Here is a 19,692-nt window from a genome sequence, read left to right on the forward strand (position 1 = left end):
GTGCCGGCCCCGCCCCCTCTTCCGCTTGCGGGAAAGGCTTCGCCGGCTACGCCGCCTCGACCGCCGCCACCGTCAGGCAATGCATGCTGATGCACGCGCCGCCGCCTTCGTCGTCGCCGATCTCCAGGCTGTAGCCGTGCAGGCGCACGATGGCACTGACGATGCTGAGACCCAGGCCCGAACCCGGCGTGCTGCGGCTGTTGTCGCCGCGGTAGAAGCGCCGCGTCACCGCGTCGCGCTCGCCGGCGGGGATGCCGGGACCGCCATCCACCACGTCCACGCGCGGGCCGTTGCGCTCCATCCGCGCACGCAGCAGCACGCGGCCGCCGGCGGGCGTGAACTTGATCGCGTTGCCGACCAGGTTGGCGAAGGCCTCGAACAGCAGGTGCGCATCGCCGCGCAGCGGGGCCAGCGGCGCCAGCTCCAGCAGGAAGCGCAGGCCGCGGTCCTCGGCCAGCGGCGCATAGAAGTCATGCACCTGCTGCAGTACGCGCTCCAGATCCACTCCGCTGAAGCAGGCGCTGCGGTGCGTGTCTTCCAGTTCAGACACCCGCAGCAGGGCGCGGAAGCGCGCCAGCACGGCGTCGATGTCGATCACGCAGGCCTCCACCAGCGCCGCCTCCGGCCGGCCGTCCAGTTGCTGCTGGGCGCGATGGAGCCGTGCGCGCAGGCGCGTCAGCGGCGTGCGCAGGTCGTGCGCGATGTTGTCGCAGACGCCCTTCACCTCGCCCATCAGGCGCTCGATCTCGCCCAGCATGGTGTTGACGATGCCGGCCAGCACGTCCAGCTCGTCGCCACGCCGGCCCACCGGAAGGCGCCGGGTGAGGTCGCCGCGCTGGATCGGCTCGGTGGCGAGCTGGATCGCGCGGATGCGCCGCGCCGGGCCGCGGCTGAGCAGCAGGCCGCCGAGCAGTCCGGGGATCACCGTCAGCGACAGACCCCACAGCAGGGTGCGGCGGATGATCGCGCCCAGCCCGTCGATCGTGCTGGTGTCCTTGGCCAGCACCAGCTGCTCGCCATTGGCGAGCCGCTGCGCCATCGCACGCGCGCTGACGTCGCTGCGCAGGCGATCGGTGCGCACCACGCCCCTGGGCAGCAGGTGCAGTTGGCCATCGGCCACCAGCCCTTGCGGCAGGCTGGCGATGTTGCCGGCCAATGGCTTGCCGCGCGCGTCGAACAGGCCTGCCGACATGATGCCGTGCGGGTCGAGCGTGCCCGACGCGTCCACCGCCTGCGGCAGGTGCGCGGCGTCCGTCTGCACGAGGTACTGCATGCGCTGCGACACGATCTGGTCGAGCACGTGGGTGAGGTAGCGCGAGCTCTCCCACTGGATCGCGCCCAGCAGCACCACGCTCCACACCACGAACAGCGCGCCGTAGATCAGGATCAGGCGCGAGGTGGCCGAGCGCCAGACGTCAATCAGCGGGCGCAACGCGATATCCCGAGCCGCGCACGGTGTGGATCAGCGCGGGCAGGCCCGCGACGTCGATCTTGCGGCGCAGCCGGCCGATGTGCACGTCGATCACGTTGGTGCCGGGATCGAAATGGAAGCCCCAGACGTGCTCGAAGATCATCGTGCGGCTGAGCACCTGGCCGGAATTGCGCATGAGAAACTCCAGCAGCCGGTATTCGGTGGGCAGCAGCGACAACGGCTGGCCGCCGCGGCTGGCGACGTGCCGCACCAGGTCAAGTTCCAGGTCGGCCACGCGCAGGCGATTCTCCGCCTGCGGCTGGCGCCGCCGCAACAGCACCTCGACCCGCGCCGCCATCTCGTCGGGCGCGAACGGCTTGGTGAGGTAGTCGTCGCCGCCTGCGCGCAGGCCGCGCACGCGTTCGTCCACCTCGCTCAACGCGCTGATCACCAGCACCGGCGTGTCCACGTGCCGCTCGCGCAGCGTGGTGATGACGTCGATGCCGCTCATGCCCGGCAGCATGCGGTCCAGCGTGATCAGGTCGTAGCCGCCGGCCAGCGCGCGCTCCAGGCCGGCGCAGCCGGTGGCGGCGCGGTCCGCCGCCATGCCGTGCGCGCCCAGTTCGGCGACGATCTCGCGCGCGGTGACTTCGTCGTCTTCGATGACCAGGATGCGTGGCATGGTGATTCCAGCGTGGCCGCGGAATGTTCGCCGCCCAGCTTCCGGAACGGAAACGGCCTCCGCGGGGAGGCCGTTCCAACCGTCCTGTCGGCCGGGAACCGGATCAGGCGGCGAACAGGCCGCGCATCTTCTTCATCGCGTTCGCCTCGACCTGGCGGATGCGCTCGGCGGAGACGCCGTATTCGTCGGCCAGTTCCTGCAGCGTGGCCTTGTCCTCGTCCAGCCAGCGGCGCTGGATGATGTGGCGCGAACGCTCGTCCAGCTTCTCCATGGCGGTGGACAGCGTCGCCAGCTGGTTGTCGCTCTGGTCGGCCTCGGCCACGTTGTCGTACGGGTCGGCGCCTTCGTCGATCAGGAACGCCTCCGGCGCGGGCTTGGCGTCGTCGTCGGCATCCGCCGGCGCCTCGAAGCCGATGTCGCGGCCGGACAGGCGCGATTCCATCTCGCGCACCGTGGCCTCGGGCACGCCCAGGTCCCGCGCTACCGCGCTCACCTCGGCCGCATTCATCCAGCCCAGGCGCTTCTTGCTCTTGCGCAGGTTGAAGAACAGCTTGCGCTGCGCCTTGGTGGTGGCGACCTTCACGATGCGCCAGTTCTTCAGGATGAACTCGTGCATCTCGGCGCGGATCCAGTGCACCGCGAAGCTGACCAGGCGCACGCCCTGGTCGGGGTCGAAACGCTTCACCGCCTTCATCAGGCCGATGTTGCCTTCCTGGATCAGGTCGGCCAGCTGCAGGCCGTAACCGGAATAGCCACGCGCCACGTGCACCACGAAACGCAGGTGCGACATCACCAGCTTCCTGGCCGAAGCCAGATCCTCTTCTTCGTTGTAGCGGCGCGACAGCGCCTGCTCCTCATCCTGGCTCAGCACCGGAATGCGGTGCACGGCCGAGATGTAGGCATCCAGGCTGCCGACCACGCTGGGCAGCGACAGGTTGGTGGTCGCCAGGGCTTGGGACATGTGAAACCTCCGATGCAAGGGCTTCAGGTTAGCACTCCGGTGCTTGGAGTGCTAAAGCCGCGGATAGTTCGCGGCTTTTAGTGAACCGAATCGTACAGGAATATGGGCCGCTTGTCCATCCTGCACCCGGCAGCGGAGCCGGGCATGGGCCGTACGGCAGGGCTTGAAAACGGTCGCCGGGCGCGGCGCCTGCTCACTACAATGCCGGGACATGCCATGCCGGAAGGGGGAGTCCACTTGATCGTCTGTGTACCCGATGTGTTGACGGCCCAGGAACTCGGCGCCATCCGCGCCGAGCTGCCATCCGCTCCCTTCGTCGACGGCTCCACCACGGCCGGCTGGTCGGCGCGCACCGTGAAGAAGAACCAGCAGATCGACATCGCCAGCGCGAGCTACGCGCGGATGGCCGACATCGTGCGCGCCGCCTTCCAGCGCCATGCCCTGCTGCAGGCGTCACTGCTGCCGGCGGCGACCACCCAGCCGCTGTTCAACCGCTACGCCGGGAGCATGGAATACGGCGCGCACGTCGATGCGCCGGTGATGGGCGGCATGGGCAGTGCGGTGCGCACCGACATCGCGATCACCGTGTTCATCTCGGATCCGCGCAGCTATGACGGCGGCGAGCTGGTGACGCACGCCAGCGGCGGCATCGAGCACAGATTCAAGCTGGACGCCGGTGCCGCCATCGCCTACCCGGCCAACACCCTGCACCACGTCAGCCCGGTGACGCGCGGCGTGCGCGACGCGGCCATCATCTGGGTGCAGAGCATGGTGCGCGACCCGGCCCGCCGCGAACTGCTGTGGGACCTGGAAAGCGCCAAGCGCGACATCTTCGGCCGGGAGGGCAAGAGCCAGGCCTTCGACGCCGTCAGCCGCTCGCACGCGAACCTGCTGCGGATGTGGGCGGAGATGACGGGCTGATCAGGCCTGCAACGCCGAGCGCGGCGGCAGCGACCAGTCGATGGCCGCCCGCCCTTGGCTTTCCAGATAACGGTTGGCCGCGGAGAAATGCCCGCAACCGAGGAAGCCGCGGTGCGCCGACAGCGGCGAAGGGTGCACGCTTTTCAGCACGCAGTGCCGGCGGGTGTCGATCAGCTGGCCCTTGCGCTGCGCGTAGCTGCCCCAGAGCAGGAACACGATGCCCTCACGCTCGCGGTTGAGCGCATCGATCGCCGCGTCGGTGAAGCCCTCCCAGCCCTTGCCCTGGTGCGAGGCGGCCAGCCCGCGCTCCACCGTGAGCACCGCGTTGAGCAGCAGCACGCCGCGGTCGGCCCACGGGGTGAGGCAGCCGTGGTCGGGCGGCGCGATGCCGAGGTCGCGCTGGATCTCCTTGAAGATGTTCACCAGCGAGGGCGGCACCGGCACGCCGGAACGCACCGAGAAGCACAGGCCGTGCGCCTGGCCCGGGCCGTGGTAGGGGTCCTGGCCCAGGATCACCACGCGCACCGCCTCGAACGGGGTGTGCGCGAACGCGGCGAAGATCTCCGGCCCGGGCGGGTAGATCGCCTTGCCGGCGCTCTTTTCCGCGCGCAGGAATCCGGCCAGCGCCTGCATCTCGGGACGCTGGAGGTATGCGCCGATGCGCGTCTTCCACGAGGCTTCCAGCCGCACCTCGCTCATGCGGGACCGCCGTGCCGGCGCAAGTGCCGCGCCACGCGCAGCTGGAACAGCAGCTTGGTGACGAGCAGCTTTTCCTCGACCGGCTTCTCCACCAGGTCGTTGGCGCCGGCCTTGATCAGCGCAGCCTGGTTGGCCGGGTTCTCGTCGCCGGTCATCACCAGCACCGGCAGCCGGCCCTTGCCGTAGCCGAAGTCCCTGCGGATGCGTTCGAGCAGGTCGCCGCCGGTGAGTTCGCCCTTCAGGCTGACGTCGGTGAGCACCACGTCGGCGCCCACCTCGCCGCGCACCCTCGCGGTTTCCAGCAGCGCCAGCGCGTCTTCCACGCTGATCACGTGGCGCACGGTGAGGCCGTACTTCTCCAGCATGCGGCGGGTGGCCAGCGCCACCACGCGGCTGTCCTCCACGTACAGCACCTCGCCCTCGGCGCTGCCCTCCGGGCGCACGTAGCCGCGGATGAACTCGGCCAGCGCCTGGAAGCCCAGCGACTTGTCGAAATAGTCGGTGACGTCCTCGCCCAGGGTGCGCCGGTGCAGGCGGTCGTCCACGTCGCCGGAGACCACCACGATCGGCACGTAGGTCTGCGGCGCGGACTCGCGCACGAAGCGCGCCAGCTCCAGCCCGTCCATGTCGGGCAGGCGCAGCGCGGTGGTGATGAAATCGAACACGCCCTCGCCCAGCAGCTGCTGCGCCTCGCCGCCGGTGCCGCAGCCCACTACCTCCACGCCCGGCAATTCGGCCGTGAGCATGCGGGCAATCATCTGCCGCACCATCCGTGAACCGTCGACCACCAGCACGCGTGGTGCCGTGCTGACCAGCCGATTGCTGATGCTTGTACTCATGCCCTGCCCGTTCGCCCCCACGCCCGCTCAGGCCGCCTTGCGCAGCTGCCATGCGCTGACCAGCCGCGCGCCCAGCCAGCCCAGCAACGCGGCCGCCAGCGGCACCGCCAGCAGCAGCCACGCCGGCAGGCCACCGACGTGCAGCTTGCCATCATAGGCCTGGCTCAACCGTGCCACCGGTCCGCTCAGCGCGAATTCGATCGCCAGTGCCAGCAGCGCGGCAAGGACGCCGCTGAACAGGCCGTACCAGATGCCGGCGTACAGATAGGGCCGGCGCACGAAGGCGCCGCTGGCGCCCACCAGCAGCAGCACGCCGATCTCCTCGCTGCGGCTGGCGATGTCCACCCGCACCGTGTTGCCCACCACCAGCAGGGCGGCCAGCGTCAGCATCAACGCCAGCGCCGCCACCACGCGGTCGCCCACGCCGAGCAGTGCGTCCAGCCGCTGCCGCCAGGTGCCGCTGTCCTGCACCTGGGCCACGCTGCGCATGTCGCGCATGTCGCCCACCAGTCGTTCCACCGCGGCGGCGTCGAGGCCCTGCTTCGGCTGCACCATCAGCACGTAGGGCAAGGGATTCTGTTCCAGCGCGTCCAGCGCGCCGGAGAAGCCCTGCAGCTTCGCCAGCTCGTCCAGGCCCTGCTGCGGGGTCTTGACCGTCACCGTGGCCACGTCGGCGCGCTCGCCCAGCTGCTTGGCCAGCAACTGGGCCTGCGGCGCGACCTGGTCCGGTTGCAGGAACACGTTGATCGCCTGGTCCTGGCCCAGCGCGTGGCCGAGCTGCTGCACGTTGCCCAGCAGCAGGTAGAACGCCAGCGGCAGGGCCAGCGCCAGGCCCATCACCGCGATGGTGAGCAGGCTGCCGAGCGGACGCGCGGCGAGCCGGCGCAGGCTGGCCGCGGCGCTCCAGCCGTGGTGCTCGCGCCAGCTGGCCATACGACGGGTGTGGGTGGGTTCGGTGCGCGGAGGCGTGGCGGCTTCCATCTTCACAGCACCTCCTCGGCAGCAAGATCCGCAACCAGCCGGCCGTGGTCGAGCACCACCACGCGCTTGCGCATGCGCTTGATCAGCGGCAGGTCGTGGCTGGCGATCAGCACGGTGGTGCCCACCTGCTGGAACTCGGCGAACAGGCCCATGATCTCCACCGCCAGCTGCGGATCGAGGTTGCCGGTGGGCTCGTCGGCGATCAGCAGCGAGGGTCGCGCCACGATCGCCCGCGCGATGCCCACGCGCTGCTGCTCGCCGGTGGACAGCGTGGCCGGCAGCTGGCGTTCGTACGAGAGCAGGCCCACCTTCTCCAGCGCCGCGCGCACGCGCCGGCCGCGTTCCTGGCGGGCGATGCCGGCGATGGTGAGCGGCAGTTCGACGTTGGCGAACACGGTGCGGTCCATCAGCAGGCGATGGTCCTGGAACACCATGCCGATGCGCTGGCGCAGCCTGGGAATGCCGCGGCCGCGCAGCTTGGCCAGGTTCTGGCCGTCCATCGTGATGATGCCGTGGCTGGGCCGCTCGATCACGCCGAGCAGCTTGAGCAGGGTGCTCTTGCCTGCGCCGGAGTGGCCGGTGACGAAGGCCATCTCGCCCGTGGGTATGGTGAAGGAAAGCTGCGACAGCGCCTCGTGGCCGCCCTCGTAATGCTTGCTCACCTGGTCGAACTGGATCACCGCGCGTCCCCGCCAGCCTGCCGTATCAAGAGGCAAGGATACGGTATGCGAGGCGCAAGATCGCCCACCGGATGGCAGGACGGGGCCGCCGGTTCAGCACCGGCGGCGATCCCGCTCAGCGGCCGGTGAACAGCCGGGTCAGCCGGCGGAACAGGCTGGGCTTGTTCGCGTGCGGATGCTCGCCCGCGGTGGCCGCCACCTGCCGCGAGGGACGCGCCGAAGCCGCCACGGCCTCGGCCGGTACGCGCTCGCGTGGCGCCCGGCGCTCGCCGCGCGGCGGACGACCGCCTTCGGCCGGCGTCGCCTGCGGCTTGCCCTGCACGGCGTTCGCCGCCACCTCGCCACCCTCGCGGCGGCGGTTGCGGCCGCCACGCCGACGGCGGCGCTTGTGCTCGCCCTCGGCAGCCACGGCGGCGTTGCCGTCCTGCGCCACAGCGGCAGGCGCGGCAGGCACGGTAGCTTCGGCCACCGCCGTCTCGGCGCGCGGTGCACGCGGCGTCCGCGATTCGTGCGAACGGCCTTCGCGCGGCCCGCGCTCGCCACGCCCGCCGTCACGGCGCGGACGGCCGCCCTTCTTGTCGTCGTGCCGCGGCTCCACGTGGTCGCCGAACGCGGCGCTGTCGGCGGCGGCGTTGGCGGCGAACTCGGGGTCGACCTCGCGCGGCTTCGGCATCACCAGCAGTTCCGGCTCGATGGCCGCCACCGGGATGCTCTGGCCGATGTAGGTCTCGATGTCGGGCAGGCTCATGGCGTAGAGGTCGCAGGCGAAGCTGACCGCGTCGCCTTCCGCGCCGAGGCGGGCGGTGCGGCCGATGCGGTGCACGTAATCCTCGGCGTCCTGCGGCAGGTCATAGTTGAAGACGTGGCTGACCGCGGGGATGTGCAGGCCGCGCGCGGCCACGTCGGTGGCGACCAGGATGTCGAGCTGGCCGTCCTGGAAGCGCTGCAGCAGCTTCTGGCGCTTCAGCTGCGGCACGTCGCCGGAGATCGCGCCGACGCGGCAGCCGTGCCGCTTCACCCGCTCGGTGACGCGCTCGGCAGCGGCCTTGGTGTTGACGAAGATGATGCTGCGCGACGGCTGGTGCCGGTCGATCAGGTTCAGCAGCAGCGGCAGCTTCTCCTCCTTGGCGGGGAAGTACACCACCTGGCGCACCTTGTCGGCGGTGACGTTGTCGCTCTCCACCACCAGCTTCTCGGCCTCGTGCATGTGCTCGTAGGCCAGCTCCAGCACGCGGTGGCTCAGCGTGGCGGAGAACAGCAGCACCTGGCGCTGCTCGCGCGCGGGCAGGCGACGGAAGATGAAGCGCACGTCCTTGATGAAGCCGAGGTCGAACATGCGGTCGGCCTCATCGATCACCATCACCTCGACGCCGTTGAAGCCGAACACATTCTGCTTGTAGTAGTCGAGCAGGCGGCCGGGCGTGGCGATGATGATGTCGCAGCCGTCGTGCAGCTGCTGGCGCTGCTTGTCGTAGTCCACGCCGCCGTAGATCAGCGCGGTCTTGAGGCCGGTGTGGCGGCCGATGTTGCGCGCGTCCTTGTCGATCTGGATGGCCAGCTCGCGGGTGGGCGCGATCACCAGCGCGCGCGGGTCGCTGTCCTTGCGCTCGGCCACGGCTGGCGTGGTGAGCAGGCGGTTCATCAGCGCGACCAGGAAGGCACAGGTCTTGCCGGTGCCGGTCTGCGCCTGGCCGGCGACGTCGCGGCCGGCCAGCGCCACCGGCAGGGTCAGCTCCTGGATCGGCGTGCAGCGGGTGAAGCCGGCATCGGCCAGGCCTTGCTGCAACAGGGGATGAAGTTCGAAATGGGCGAAGAAGGTATCGGTGAGTACGGTTTGCGACATGGAGGGAAACAGCCGGTGGGATGCGGGCGCTGGCGTTGCAGCCGGCCCGGCCCCGCCGCGGATGCGGGCGCGGGGCGGATGGATGAGCGGCGCATGGCGGCGCGGATCGCGAGGATGCGGGGCGTCCCGCCGGTCGACGATCCGGAGCCGCGGAGGGCGCCGAAGCGGTTGCGGCGCAACCGGCAGCCCCGCTGGCATAGGCGAGGCGGCTCGTCGCAAGCCGCCTCGCCTATGTCAACGGAACCGTCCGTTGCGGCCCTTGAATCGCTTGAATCGCGCCCCGAGTTACGTTGCAATGGAGTCCATGGCCGGCATGGCCAAGCCCCTCTATCCCGGTTCGACCCGCGCTTCATGGGCGCCCCAGTGTAGCCGATGCTGGCCGCGTGGTCGTCAAACCTTCCTTCCGCCCGTCTTTCGGAGACCCCGGTGAGCGACCTGATTACCCATGTGAGCGACGACGCCTTCGAGCAGGAGGTGCTGCAGTCCGACACCCCCGTGCTGCTGGATTTCTGGGCCGAATGGTGCGGCCCGTGCAAGGCCATCGCGCCGATCCTCGACGAGCTGGCCACCCAGTACCAGGGCAAGCTGCGCATCGCCAAGATCAATATCGACCACAACCAGAAGACGCCCCGCACCTACGGTGTGCGCGGCATTCCCACCCTGATGGTGTTCAAGAACGGCAAGGTCGAGGCCACCCAGATCGGCGCCGTCAGCAAGGGCCAGCTGGCCCAGATGATCGACAAGGCGATCTGACCACGCCTGCCGAAAACCCCGCCGCGTGCTTTACGACCATGCGCGGCGGGTGCTAGATTGCCCTCCGCGTCCGTCGGGATCCCCCTGATCCCCCTGCGCCCTCTCTGGTGCGACGCACATCCTTCCCTCCTGTTTTTCCAACGGCGCCCCGTGAGGTTTGCCCGTGTCCGATACCGATAGCACCAATCCGAACGACGCCGGCGGCGCCGAGAGCCCGCCCGAGTCGCGTCCGCGCGCGCCGCGGCGCCAGCCGCGCAATGCCAAGCCGGCCGCCGAGGCGCCGGCCGAGCAGACCACCGCGCCGCTCTTCGAAGCCCCCGCGTCCGCACCCGTCGCCGCGCCAGCCAGCGAGCCCGCCGCTTCTGCCGCCCCCGAGGCGCGCGAACCCGGCCAGTCACAGAATCCGCAGGCGCAGGGCCAGAACAACGGCAACCGCAACGAGCGCGAAGGTCGCGGCCGACGTCGCCGCCACGAACGCAACCAGCAGCGCCAGCAGGGCGGTAGCGGTAGCGGTAGCGGCGGTGGCGGTGGCGGCGGCGGTGGCGGCGGTGGCGGCAATCCCAATCCGCGCCACAACAATCCGCACGGCCTGCCGGTGGACGACGACAACGCCGACCCGGGCAGCGACGACCGCCTGATCAACCTCACCGAACTGAAGCGCATGAAGGCGCCGCAGCTGCTGGCCTTCGCCGAGTCGCTGGGCATCCGCGAGGGCGTGGCCCGCGCGCGCCGCCAGGACGTGATCTTCAACGTGCTCAAGGCCCACGCCCGCTCCGGCGGCGGCATCTGGGCCGAGGGCGTGCTGGAGATCCTGCAGGACGGCTTCGGCTTCATGCGCTCGGCCGACGAGAGCTATCTGGCCGGCCCCGACGACATCTACGTCAGCCCCAGCCAGATCCGCCGCTTCAACCTGCGCACCGGCGACTACATCACCGGACGCGTGCGCCACCCCAAGGAAGGCGAGCGCTACTTCGCGATGCTGCGCGTGGACGACATCAACGGCGACCCGCCGGAAGCGTCCAAGAACAAGATGCTGTTCGAGAACCTCACCCCGCTGTTCCCGCGCAAGGCCTTCAAGCTGGAGCGCGGCAACGGTTCGAGCGAGGACATCACCGGGCGCATCCTCGACCTGGTGGCACCGATCGGCCGCGGCCAGCGCGGCCTGATCGTCTCGCAGCCGAAGTCGGGCAAGACGATGATGCTGCAGAACATCGCGCAGGCCATCCAGTACAACCACCCCGACGCGCACCTGATCATCCTGCTGGTGGACGAGCGCCCGGAGGAAGTGACCGAGATCGCCCGCACCGTGCGCGCCGAGGTGATCAGCTCCACCTTCGACGAGCCGGCGGTGCGCCACGTGCAGGTGGCCGAGATGGTGATCGAGCGGGCCAAGCGCCTGGTCGAGCACAAGCGCGACGTGGTGATCCTGCTCGACTCGATCACCCGCCTCGCCCGCGCCTACAACACCGTGGTGCCCAGCTCCGGCAAGGTGCTCACCGGCGGCGTGGACGCGAACGCGCTGCAGCGCCCCAAGCGCTTCTTCGGCGCCGCGCGCAACGTGGAGGAAGGCGGCAGCCTCACCATCATCGCCACCGCGCTGATCGACACCGGCAGCAAGATGGACGAGGTGATCTACGAGGAGTTCAAGGGCACCGGCAACATGGAAGTGCACCTGTCCCGCCGCATCTCCGAGAAGCGCGTCTACCCGGCGATCGACATCAACCGCTCCGGCACCCGCCGCGAGGATCTGCTGATCGAGCCGGACATGCTGGCCAAGATCTGGATCCTGCGCAAACTGCTGCACCCGATGGACGAGCTGGCCGCGATGGAGTTCATGCTCGACAAGATGAAGAACACCAAGTCCAACGACGAGTTCTTCAATTCGATGAAGCGCTGAGGGTTCGCCCTTCCGTCAGCATCAGCGACAAGGCCGGCCATGCGCCGGCCTTGTCGTTTCCGCTTGCCGCGGCTTGCGGCAGGCTCCATGCTCGCGGCAACTGACGCGAGGAAACACGGAATGCTTGCTCGTCTCGCCCTGATCGCCTGTGCGTTTTGCGCGCTGCAACCCGCCATCGCCGCGAAACCGGCACCCGCCGCCAACCTCTGCCGGCAGGCGCTGCCCACGATCCGCGGGCTCTGGCAGCAGGGCGTCTACGACGCACCGCGCGCCGTGGCCGTGGTGATGGTCGACGCCATCGATGGCAAGCTTCCGCAAGTGCGCCGGGGGCTCGCCATGCTGCCCGCAGCCGAACAGGCTCGCTGGCGCCAGCTCGCCATGATCACCGCGGCCAATGCCTACCAGCCCACTGTGGTGGATGGCTTGCTGGACGACGGCGCCGCCGTCGACGGCACCGTGCGACTGCCGCCGTTCAAGTCCGCCTTCCATGACCAGATGCTCGATGCCATGGGGCACGACCCGCGCTACGGCGGCCCGGGCGCGGTCAAGGCACTGCAGTCGGCCGGCATCCTGGACGGCAACCGCGGGCCACTTCTTGGCCCGGCGCTGCCGCTCGTCGCCCAATGCGGCGACGTGGCCACGCTCGACGTGCTGTTGCGCCATCACGCCAACCTCATGGCGCGTACAGCGCCGAACGTGGTCGACGCCTTGACCGCGGCCGTGGTCAGCGGCAATGGCGCCGTCGTGATCCGGCTGCTCGACCACGGGGCCGACGTCTGCGCGGACGACCGGCGCATCCGCAAACCCGGCACCACACTGGCCAGCATCGGCCGCCGCCAGCATCTGCCGGAGGCGCTGGTGCAACGGTTGACCTGCCATGCACGGGCCGCCGCTGCCCTTCCGTGACGAGCCTGGGCAAGATGGCGGCGGCAGGCATCTGTACCGCCCCGTACAAAAATTTTCCGTCAACCCCTTTTCGCGACCGCGCGGCGCCTCCATAGTCGGTGCCTCACCCTGCGAGGTCGCGCCCGTGTCCATCCCCAGTGCCGTCAAGAGCACGCCCATCGAAGGGCGCCAGCAGCTGATCGACTACCTCGCCGCCGGCGAGAAGCCTCGCGAGGCCTGGCGCATCGGCACCGAGCACGAGAAGTTCGGCTTCCGCACCGACGACCTGAAGCCGCCAGCGTTCGAGGGCGAGCGCGGCATCTGCGCGTTGCTGGAAGGCATCGCCGCCCGCCACGGCTGGGAGATCGCCCGCGAGGGCGAGACGCCCGTGGCGCTCATCCGCGACAAGGCCAACATCACGCTGGAACCGGCCGGCCAGCTGGAGCTTTCCGGCGCGCCACTGGAAACCATCCACCAGACCTGTTGCGAGGTGAACAGCCACCTGGAGGAAGTGCGCTCGGTGGCCGACGGCCTCGGGCTTGGCTTCCTCGGCATGGGCTTCCAGCCGAAGTGGCGGCGCGACGAGATGCCGTGGATGCCCAAGGGCCGCTACAGGATCATGCGCGAGTACATGCCCAAGGTCGGCAACCTCGGCCTGGACATGATGACGCGCACCTGCACCGTGCAGGTGAACCTGGATTTCTCCAGCGAAGCGGACATGGTGAAGAAGTTCCGCACCAGCCTCGCGCTGCAGCCGATCGCCACCGCGCTGTTCGCCGACTCGCCGTTCACGGACGGCCGTCCGAACGGCTATCTGTCCTACCGCTCGCACGTATGGGAAGACACCGATCCCGACCGCACCGGCATGCTGGACTTCGTGTTCGCCGACGGCTTCGGCTACGAGCGCTACGTGGACTACGCGCTGGGCGTGCCGATGTACTTCAGCTACCAGGACGGCCGCTACATCGACCTCGCCGGGCAGGACTTCAGGCGCTTCATGGCCGGCGACCTGTCCGCACTCCCGGGCATGAAGGCCACCATGAAGGACTGGGCCGACCACCTCACCACCGCCTTTCCCGAAGTGCGCCTCAAGCAGTACCTGGAAATGCGCGGCGCCGACGGCGGCCCGTGGAACCGCCTGTGCGCCCTGCCCGCGCTGTGGGTGGGCCTGCTCTACGACGACGACGCGCTGGACGCCGCGTGGGACCTGGTCAAGGACTTCTCCATGGCCGAGCGCCACGCCCTGCGCAACGGCGCGCCGAAGCAGGCGCTGAAGCTGCCGTTCCGCCACGGCACCGTGCTCGACCTCGCGCGCGAGACGCTGAAGATCGCCGCCCAGGGCCTCGCCCGCCGCGCCAGGCTCAACCGCAACGGCGCCGACGAGCGCATCTACCTCGAACCGCTGCTGGAGATCGCCGAAGCCGGCCAGACTCCGGCCGAACGCAAGCTGGAGCTGTTCCACGGCGCCTGGGGCGGCAGCGTGGATCCGGTGTTCCGCGAGTTCGCGTACTGACCGAAACCTCCAACCAGAAAGGCCGGCATTGCCGGCCTTTCTGGTCGGTCCTGCATGCCGCCTTACTTCTTCGGCGCATCCTTCAGGCCGCGGTTGATCAGCATCGGCTCGATGCTCGGATCCTGGCCGCGCCAGTCCTTGTACAGCTTGGACAACTCTTCCGTGTTGCCGCGCGAGAGGATCATGTCGCGGAAGCGCTGGCCGTTCCCGGCGGTGAGGCCGCCGTGTTCCTTGAAGCCCTGGAAGGCGTCGTCGGCAAGCATCTGCGTCCACAGGTAGGCGTAGTAGCCGGCGGAGTAGCCGTTGCTCCAGATGTGCAGGAAGTAGCTGGAGCGGTAGCGCGGCGGCACGTAGCTCAGGTCCACGCCGTCCTTCTTCAACGCGGCAGCCTCGAACTTGTCGGCGTCCTGCCTGGGCGCGTCGGCCCCGAGCATGTGCCAGTTCATGTCGAGCATGGCGGCGGCGACGAGTTCGGTCATGGCGTAGCCGCTGTTGAACTTGCCGGCCTTCTGCATCTTGTCCACCAGCGCCTGCGGCATCGGCGCGCCGGTCTGGTAGTTCTTGGCGAAGTTCGCGAACACCTTGGGATCGCTGGCCCAGTGCTCGTTGAACTGCGAGGGGAACTCCACGAAGTCGCGCGCGGTGGCGGTGCCGGACAGGCTCGGATACTGCTCGTCGGCGAACATGCCATGCAGGGCATGGCCGAACTCGTGGAACATGGTGATCACGTCGTCCCACGACAGCAGCGCGGGCTGGCCCGCCGCAGGCTTGGTGAAGTTGGCGACGTTGTAGATCACCGGCCTGGTGCCGAGCAGCCTGGACTGGCCGACGAAGTTGTCCATCCACGCGCCGCCGTTCTTGTTGTCGCGCTTGAAGTAGTCGCAATACCACAGCGCCAGCGACTTGCCGTCCTTGTCGAACACCTCGAACACGCGCACGTCCGGGTTGTACACCGGGATGTCGTGGCGCTCCTTGAAGGTGAGGCCGTAGAGCTGGTTGGCGGCGTAGAACACGCCGTTCTGCAGCACGTTGTCCAGCTCGAAATACGGCTTGATCTGCGACTCGTCGAGGTCGTACCTGGCCTTGCGCACCTGCTCGGCGTAGTACTGCCAGTCCCACGGCTCCAGCTTGAAGGTGGGCTGGTGCAGCGCGGCCTGGTCCTTGTCGATCTGCGCCTGGATCGCGGCGGCCTCCTGCTTCGCGCGGGCCACCGCGGCGGGCGCCAGCTTGCCCATGAAGCTCATCACCGCTTCCGGCGTCTTCGCCATCTGGTCCTGCAGCGTCCACGCGGCGTAGTTCGGCGAACCCAGCAACCTGGCTTCCTGCGCGCGGATCTGCGCGAGCTGCTCGATGATGTCGCGGGTGTCGTCGGCGTTGCCCAGCTCGGCGCGGTTCCACGAGGCCTCGTACAGCGCCTTGCGGGTGGCGCGGTCCCTGAGGCTCTGCAGCGCCGGCTGCTGGGTGGTGTTCTGCAGCGTGACCACCCACTTGCCGGCGAGCCCGCGATCCTTGGCGGCCTGCGCGGCGGCGGCGATGTCCTCGTCGGACAGGCCGTCCAGCTTCGCCTTGTCGTCGACGACCAGGGCGCTGTCCTTGGCGGCGGCGAGCAGCTTGTTGTTGAACTGCGCCTCCAGTGTGGACTCCTGCTGGTTGAGCGCCTTCAGCCTGGCCTTGTCGGCGTCGGACAGCTTGGCGCCGTGATGGACGAAATTGCGGTAGGTCACCTCGACCAGGCGCAGCGATTCCGGATCGAGCTTGAGCGTGCCGCGCTCGTCGTAGACCTTCTGCACGCGCTCGAACAGCTTGCCGTCGAGGTAGAGGGCGTCCTGGTGCGCGGCGAGCTTCGGCGCCTCCTCTTCCTGCACCTTCTGCAGCGTGTCGTCGGTGTTGGCCGAGGCGACGCCGTTGAACACCATCAGCACCCGGTCGAGCAGGGCGCCGGACTTCTCCAGCGCCACGTAGGTGTTCTCGAACGTGGGCGGCTCCGGGTTGTCGGCAATCTGCTGCCACTCGGCGAGCTGGTCGGCCATGCCCTTCTCGATCGCCGGCTGGTAGTCGCCATCCTTGATCTTGTCGAACGGCGGCGCCTGGAACGGCAGCGTGCTGGCGGTGAAGAACGGATTGGCGGCGTTCGCGTCGGCCACCGGCGCAGCGGCACTGGCCGGCCTGGCCGGCGCGGTGGAAGCCGGTGCCGGCGCGGGCTTGCCGGCGTCGTTCGGGCCCTGCGAACAGGCGGCGAGGGCGATGCTGGTGGCGATCACGATCATGCGTAGACGGAACATGCGGTATTCCCGGTCGGTGCGCCGTGAGGCGGCGGAATGAAACGGAAGCCGCCGACTGTAGCCATACCGCGCCGGGTTTTGCCAGCCGCAGCGCAGCGAAACCGCGCGCGGCCACCGCGTCGCTTCAGCCCTGGCGCACGTCGCGCAACTGCCATGCCGCTCCGATCAGCCAGTTCAGGCGCTGGCGCAGCAGGCTCATCGGCAGGCTGGTGAGCACGTCCACCTCGACGAGCAGGTCGGCCACCTGGGCCCGCACCTGCGCCTGCGCGTCGGTGGCGCCCAGCGCGGGATCGACCTCGTCCGGCTCCGGCTGCTGCGCGCGCCAGCGCTCGAACAACGCCGGACTGTGCAAGGCCTCCTCCAACGCGGCAGCGAAATCGGCTGGGCCGGCGCCGTCCCAGCTGAGCGCGGGCTCGCTGCCGCGCGCATGCGCCAGGTCGGCGATGGAAAGGTAGTAGTGGTTGCGGCTGCCCATGGCTTCTCCCTGCAAGTTGCCGCCAGCATGCGTACGGGCCGGCATGCCGGATGTGAATTCAGGGCGCTCCGACCAGGGGGGCCAGGTCGAGCCCGGTGGCCGCCTGCGCCGGGGCCACGCCATGCGGCAACACGCCGAGGCAGGGCGCGGGCAGCAGTTCGCGCAGGGTGGCGAGATTCTCTTCCACCGCCTCCATCGCCGGGTCGATGCGGTTGGCTATCCAGCCTTTGATGCGGCAACCGTCGGCCAGGATCGCCTCGGCGCTCAGCAGGCTGTGGCTCAGGCAGCCCAGGCGCAGGCCCACCACGAGGACCACCGGCAGCTTCCACTGTTTCGCGATCTCCGAGGCGAACAGGCCCGGCGCCAGCGGTACGCGCCAGCCACCCACGCCTTCCACCACCACCGCGTCGTGCCCGCTGCACAGCGCATCGAAGGCGATCCGCAACGGCGGCAGCGCGATCGTCACGCCCTCGTGCGCCGCGGCCAGGTGCGGCGACAAGGGTTCGCGCAGCGCCACCGGATTGCTGTGCGCATAAGGCGGCAACGGCGTGCTGCTGGCCGCACGCAGCGCCAGCGCATCCTCGTTCTGCGGGCCGTGCGTTGTCTCGATATAGCCGCTGGCCACCGGCTTCATGCCGGTGCTGCGCAGGCCGCTGGCGCGCAGGGCGTGCAGCAGCGTGCAACTGGCGTGGGTCTTGCCGATGCCGGTGTCGGTGCCGGCGACGAACAGTGCCGTGCTCATCCGGCCGGGTGCCGGCGCTTGTACCACGTGATCGCCGGACCGATCAGGCCCAGCAGGATGTATTCGAGACCTGCCAGCGCCAGCAGCCCTTCCGGAATCAGCCACGCGGTCAGCGCCGAGAGCAGGCCGACTGCGGCCGGGATGCTCCAGACCAGCATCCGGATGCCGGCCTGCCGGCGCACTTCGGCGCCGGCGTCCGGCAGGCGGGCGGCATGCCGATAGAGCATGACCAGGGTGCCGGCCATGCAGGTAAAGGCAAGGCCGTAACAGGCAAACATGACCCGTGCATCGGCGGGCGATTGCAGCACGATGTCGCTGGAGAGCACGCCTCCGCTCAGGCCGTACAACGCCGCGCCGTAGACCATGTGCAACGGATAGACGAAGATCAACGCGAAGAACACCAGCAGCAGCGACAGCAGCAGACCGGTTCGCGAGGTTCGCGTACACAGATGCCGCCAGCGCACGTGGCCGTGCCACATCCAGGCGATCTGGGCGAAGCAGACCGCCGCCGCCGGCACGCCGGCCAGGATATGCAGCAGCTTTCCCGCCGTGTTCGGGATGGTTTCGCCGCCGATGGCCAGCAGGGTCAGCGTGAACGCGAACGCGCCGTCCACGAACATGTCCAGCCGCCCCGCCTCGATGCCTTCGCGATGCTCGACCAGGCTCATGCGCAGTTCTCCCGTGGCGACACGCGCATAATACGGGTTTGGCATTCGACTCGCCGTTCGACCGGACTGCGGTCGACGGGATCCCGCAGTCACCCGATCCTCCGGCTCACCGCAGCCGGTCAACTCCAACACCAGAAGTGTGTGAGCACACCATGTTCGAACTGCAAACCCAGACCTACGCGAGCAAGCGCGAGCATTACGCCGACCTCGCGCAACAGGCGCGCGGCCTGCTCGCCGGCGAGCGCGACCTGGTCGCGAACGCGGCGAACTTCGCCGCGCTGGTGTTCCACGGCCTGCCCGGGCTGAACTGGTGCGGCTTCTACCTGTACGACGGCAGGGAACTCGTGGTCGGCCCGTTCCAGGGCAAGCCCGCCTGCATCCGCATCGCGCTGGGCAAGGGCGTGTGCGGCACCGCGGCGCAGACGCGGCAGACCCAGGTGGTGCGCGACGTCAATGCGTTCGACGGCCACATCGCCTGCGACGCCGCCTCGCAGTCGGAGATCGTGGTGCCGCTGGTGAAGGCCGACGGCAACCTGCTCGGCGTATGGGACGTGGACAGCCCGCACGTGGCACGCTTCGACGAGGACGATCGCGCCGGCATGGAGGCGCTGTGCGCGGTGTTCATGGAAACCGTCGCGGCGTAGAACGCCTGCTTGGCGCGGGCTGCGACGATCTGCCGCCTGCGTCAAACCGTCACTCGCGCGGCGTGCGCAACAGCTCGACCACACGCGCCCGCGCCTCGTCCACGCCGGTGCCGGCGGGTGTGGAAAACACCTGGGCGGTGGCATGCAGGCCGTCGGGAAAACTCTTGCGCATCGCCGCCAGCGCCTGCGCCGCCTGGTTGCGCGAGAGCTTGTCGGCCTTGGTCAGCAGCAGGTGGCAAGGCAGGTCCGTCTCGAAGCAGAAGTCCAGCATCATCCGGTCGAACTCCTTGAGCGGATGGCGGATGTCGGCGATCAGCACCACGCCGCGCAGGCTCTGCCGGCGGTGCAGGTAGGCATCGATCTCCTGCTTCCAGTGCGCGCGCAAGTCCTCCGGCACCTTGGCGTAGCCGTAGCCGGGCAGGTCGATCAGGCGCGCGGTGAGTGGCGGCTCGCCCTCGCCCTGCGCCAGCGGCGGCAATGCGAACGCCACCATCTGCTGGGTGCGGCCGGGCGTCTTGGAGGTGCGCGCCAGCCCCTTGTGGCCGGTGAGCGCGTTGAGCGCGCTGGACTTGCCCGCGTTGGAGCGGCCGGCGAACGCCACCTCGGCGCCGAGGTCGGCGGGCAGCTGGCTGATGCGGTGGGCGGCGAGCACGAACTGCGCGCCTTGCAGATGATTTGGCATGGTTTGACCGGAGCGCGAAGGCACGGGGATAATCCGATGGTTTCTGCCCGCGGCGCCGATACCGGCAAGCGGTGGCAGCCTTCGACAGTTTCTGGGAGGGGAAGTGTATGGGTTTTCGGTTCGCAGGTTCTCGA

The 19,692-nt window shown here is 69.2% G+C and carries 19 protein-coding genes; 6 read left to right on the forward strand and 13 right to left on the reverse strand.

Features of this window, described 5'->3' with window-relative positions; all coding sequences use genetic code 11:
• Positions 1 to 46 precede the first annotated feature (46 nt).
• From ABQJ56_RS00440 to rpoH, 3 genes are all read right to left on the reverse strand, one after another.
• Entirely contained in the window at positions 47 to 1,432 is a 1,386-nt protein-coding gene (locus ABQJ56_RS00440; RefSeq protein ID WP_367843016.1) for a sensor histidine kinase, read from the reverse strand.
• Positions 1,416 to 2,093: a response regulator transcription factor gene (locus tag ABQJ56_RS00445; RefSeq protein WP_367843017.1), complete on the reverse strand. Its 678-nt coding sequence runs from the start codon at positions 2,091 to 2,093 to the stop codon at positions 1,416 to 1,418. Before ABQJ56_RS00445 ends, ABQJ56_RS00440 begins: the two co-directional genes overlap by 17 nt.
• Before the next feature lie 103 nt (positions 2,094 to 2,196).
• Positions 2,197 to 3,054, reverse strand: a complete 858-nt coding sequence (gene rpoH, locus ABQJ56_RS00450; protein WP_367843018.1) for an RNA polymerase sigma factor RpoH — start codon at positions 3,052 to 3,054, stop codon at positions 2,197 to 2,199.
• Positions 3,055 to 3,291: 237 nt separating this feature from the next.
• Here rpoH and ABQJ56_RS00455 point away from each other — a divergent pair, with 237 nt between their 5' ends.
• Positions 3,292 to 3,975, forward strand: coding sequence for a Fe2+-dependent dioxygenase (locus ABQJ56_RS00455; RefSeq protein WP_367843019.1), 684 nt, complete (start codon positions 3,292 to 3,294; stop codon positions 3,973 to 3,975).
• On the opposite strand, the gene ung is transcribed toward ABQJ56_RS00455, so the two are convergent.
• From ung to rhlB, 5 genes are all read right to left on the reverse strand, one after another.
• A complete protein-coding gene (gene ung / locus ABQJ56_RS00460) occupies positions 3,976 to 4,674 on the reverse strand; it encodes a uracil-DNA glycosylase (protein WP_367843020.1) in 699 nt (232 codons plus the stop codon).
• The gene (locus ABQJ56_RS00465; protein WP_367843021.1) at positions 4,671 to 5,513 is read right to left on the reverse strand and encodes a response regulator; all 843 of its coding nucleotides are present in this window, start codon (positions 5,511 to 5,513) and stop codon (positions 4,671 to 4,673) included. Before ABQJ56_RS00465 ends, ung begins: the two co-directional genes overlap by 4 nt.
• A 27-nt stretch (positions 5,514 to 5,540) precedes the next feature.
• On the reverse strand, positions 5,541 to 6,494 hold the full coding sequence (ftsX, locus tag ABQJ56_RS00470) for a permease-like cell division protein FtsX (protein WP_367843326.1): 954 nt from the start codon (positions 6,492 to 6,494) through the stop codon (positions 5,541 to 5,543).
• A gap of 2 nt (positions 6,495 to 6,496) precedes the next feature.
• Positions 6,497 to 7,174 carry a cell division ATP-binding protein FtsE gene (ftsE, locus tag ABQJ56_RS00475; RefSeq protein ID WP_367843022.1) on the reverse strand — a complete coding sequence of 226 codons (678 nt, stop codon included), beginning with the start codon at positions 7,172 to 7,174 and terminating at the stop codon, positions 6,497 to 6,499.
• A gap of 115 nt (positions 7,175 to 7,289) precedes the next feature.
• Positions 7,290 to 9,017 (reverse strand): ATP-dependent RNA helicase RhlB, encoded by a 1,728-nt coding sequence (gene rhlB / locus ABQJ56_RS00480; RefSeq protein WP_367843023.1) that lies wholly within the window; start codon positions 9,015 to 9,017, stop codon positions 7,290 to 7,292.
• Between the two features lie 426 nt (positions 9,018 to 9,443).
• Between rhlB and trxA the strand changes: the two genes are divergently transcribed.
• The 4 genes from trxA to ABQJ56_RS00500 all read left to right on the forward strand — a co-directional run bounded on the left by trxA (position 9,444) and on the right by ABQJ56_RS00500 (position 14,065).
• On the forward strand, positions 9,444 to 9,770 hold the full coding sequence (gene trxA / locus ABQJ56_RS00485) for a thioredoxin TrxA (RefSeq protein WP_437343378.1): 327 nt from the start codon (positions 9,444 to 9,446) through the stop codon (positions 9,768 to 9,770).
• A 163-nt stretch (positions 9,771 to 9,933) separates the two neighbouring features.
• Positions 9,934 to 11,667 (forward strand): transcription termination factor Rho, encoded by a 1,734-nt coding sequence (gene rho / locus ABQJ56_RS00490; RefSeq protein WP_367843025.1) that lies wholly within the window; start codon positions 9,934 to 9,936, stop codon positions 11,665 to 11,667.
• Positions 11,668 to 11,787: 120 nt separating this feature from the next.
• Positions 11,788 to 12,573, forward strand: a complete 786-nt coding sequence (locus tag ABQJ56_RS00495) for an ankyrin repeat domain-containing protein (protein ID WP_367843026.1) — start codon at positions 11,788 to 11,790, stop codon at positions 12,571 to 12,573.
• 124 nt (positions 12,574 to 12,697) lie between these two features.
• On the forward strand, positions 12,698 to 14,065 hold the full coding sequence (locus ABQJ56_RS00500) for a glutamate--cysteine ligase (RefSeq protein WP_367843027.1): 1,368 nt from the start codon (positions 12,698 to 12,700) through the stop codon (positions 14,063 to 14,065).
• Between the two features lie 62 nt (positions 14,066 to 14,127).
• On the opposite strand, the gene dcp is transcribed toward ABQJ56_RS00500, so the two are convergent.
• From dcp to ABQJ56_RS00520, 4 genes are all read right to left on the reverse strand, one after another.
• Entirely contained in the window at positions 14,128 to 16,347 is a 2,220-nt protein-coding gene (gene dcp / locus ABQJ56_RS00505) for a peptidyl-dipeptidase Dcp (protein WP_367843028.1), read from the reverse strand.
• 124 nt (positions 16,348 to 16,471) lie between these two features.
• A complete protein-coding gene (locus tag ABQJ56_RS00510; protein WP_367843029.1) occupies positions 16,472 to 16,822 on the reverse strand; it encodes a hypothetical protein in 351 nt (116 codons plus the stop codon).
• 58 nt (positions 16,823 to 16,880) lie between these two features.
• A complete protein-coding gene (gene bioD, locus ABQJ56_RS00515; protein ID WP_367843030.1) occupies positions 16,881 to 17,564 on the reverse strand; it encodes a dethiobiotin synthase in 684 nt (227 codons plus the stop codon).
• The gene (locus tag ABQJ56_RS00520; protein WP_367843031.1) at positions 17,561 to 18,232 is read right to left on the reverse strand and encodes a TMEM175 family protein; all 672 of its coding nucleotides are present in this window, start codon (positions 18,230 to 18,232) and stop codon (positions 17,561 to 17,563) included. Before ABQJ56_RS00520 ends, bioD begins: the two co-directional genes overlap by 4 nt.
• Positions 18,233 to 18,384: 152 nt before the next feature.
• Between ABQJ56_RS00520 and ABQJ56_RS00525 the strand changes: the two genes are divergently transcribed.
• Entirely contained in the window at positions 18,385 to 18,876 is a 492-nt protein-coding gene (locus ABQJ56_RS00525; RefSeq protein ID WP_367843032.1) for a GAF domain-containing protein, read from the forward strand.
• 49 nt (positions 18,877 to 18,925) lie between these two features.
• On the opposite strand, the gene yihA is transcribed toward ABQJ56_RS00525, so the two are convergent.
• Complete coding sequence (gene yihA / locus ABQJ56_RS00530; protein ID WP_367843033.1) at positions 18,926 to 19,558, reverse strand: ribosome biogenesis GTP-binding protein YihA/YsxC; 633 nt, start codon at positions 19,556 to 19,558, stop codon at positions 18,926 to 18,928.
• Positions 19,559 to 19,692 lie beyond the last annotated feature (134 nt).

It is taken from the genome of Rhodanobacter geophilus (assembly GCF_040812275.1).
GTDB classification, from domain to species: Bacteria; Pseudomonadota; Gammaproteobacteria; order Xanthomonadales; family Rhodanobacteraceae; genus Rhodanobacter_A; species Rhodanobacter_A geophilus.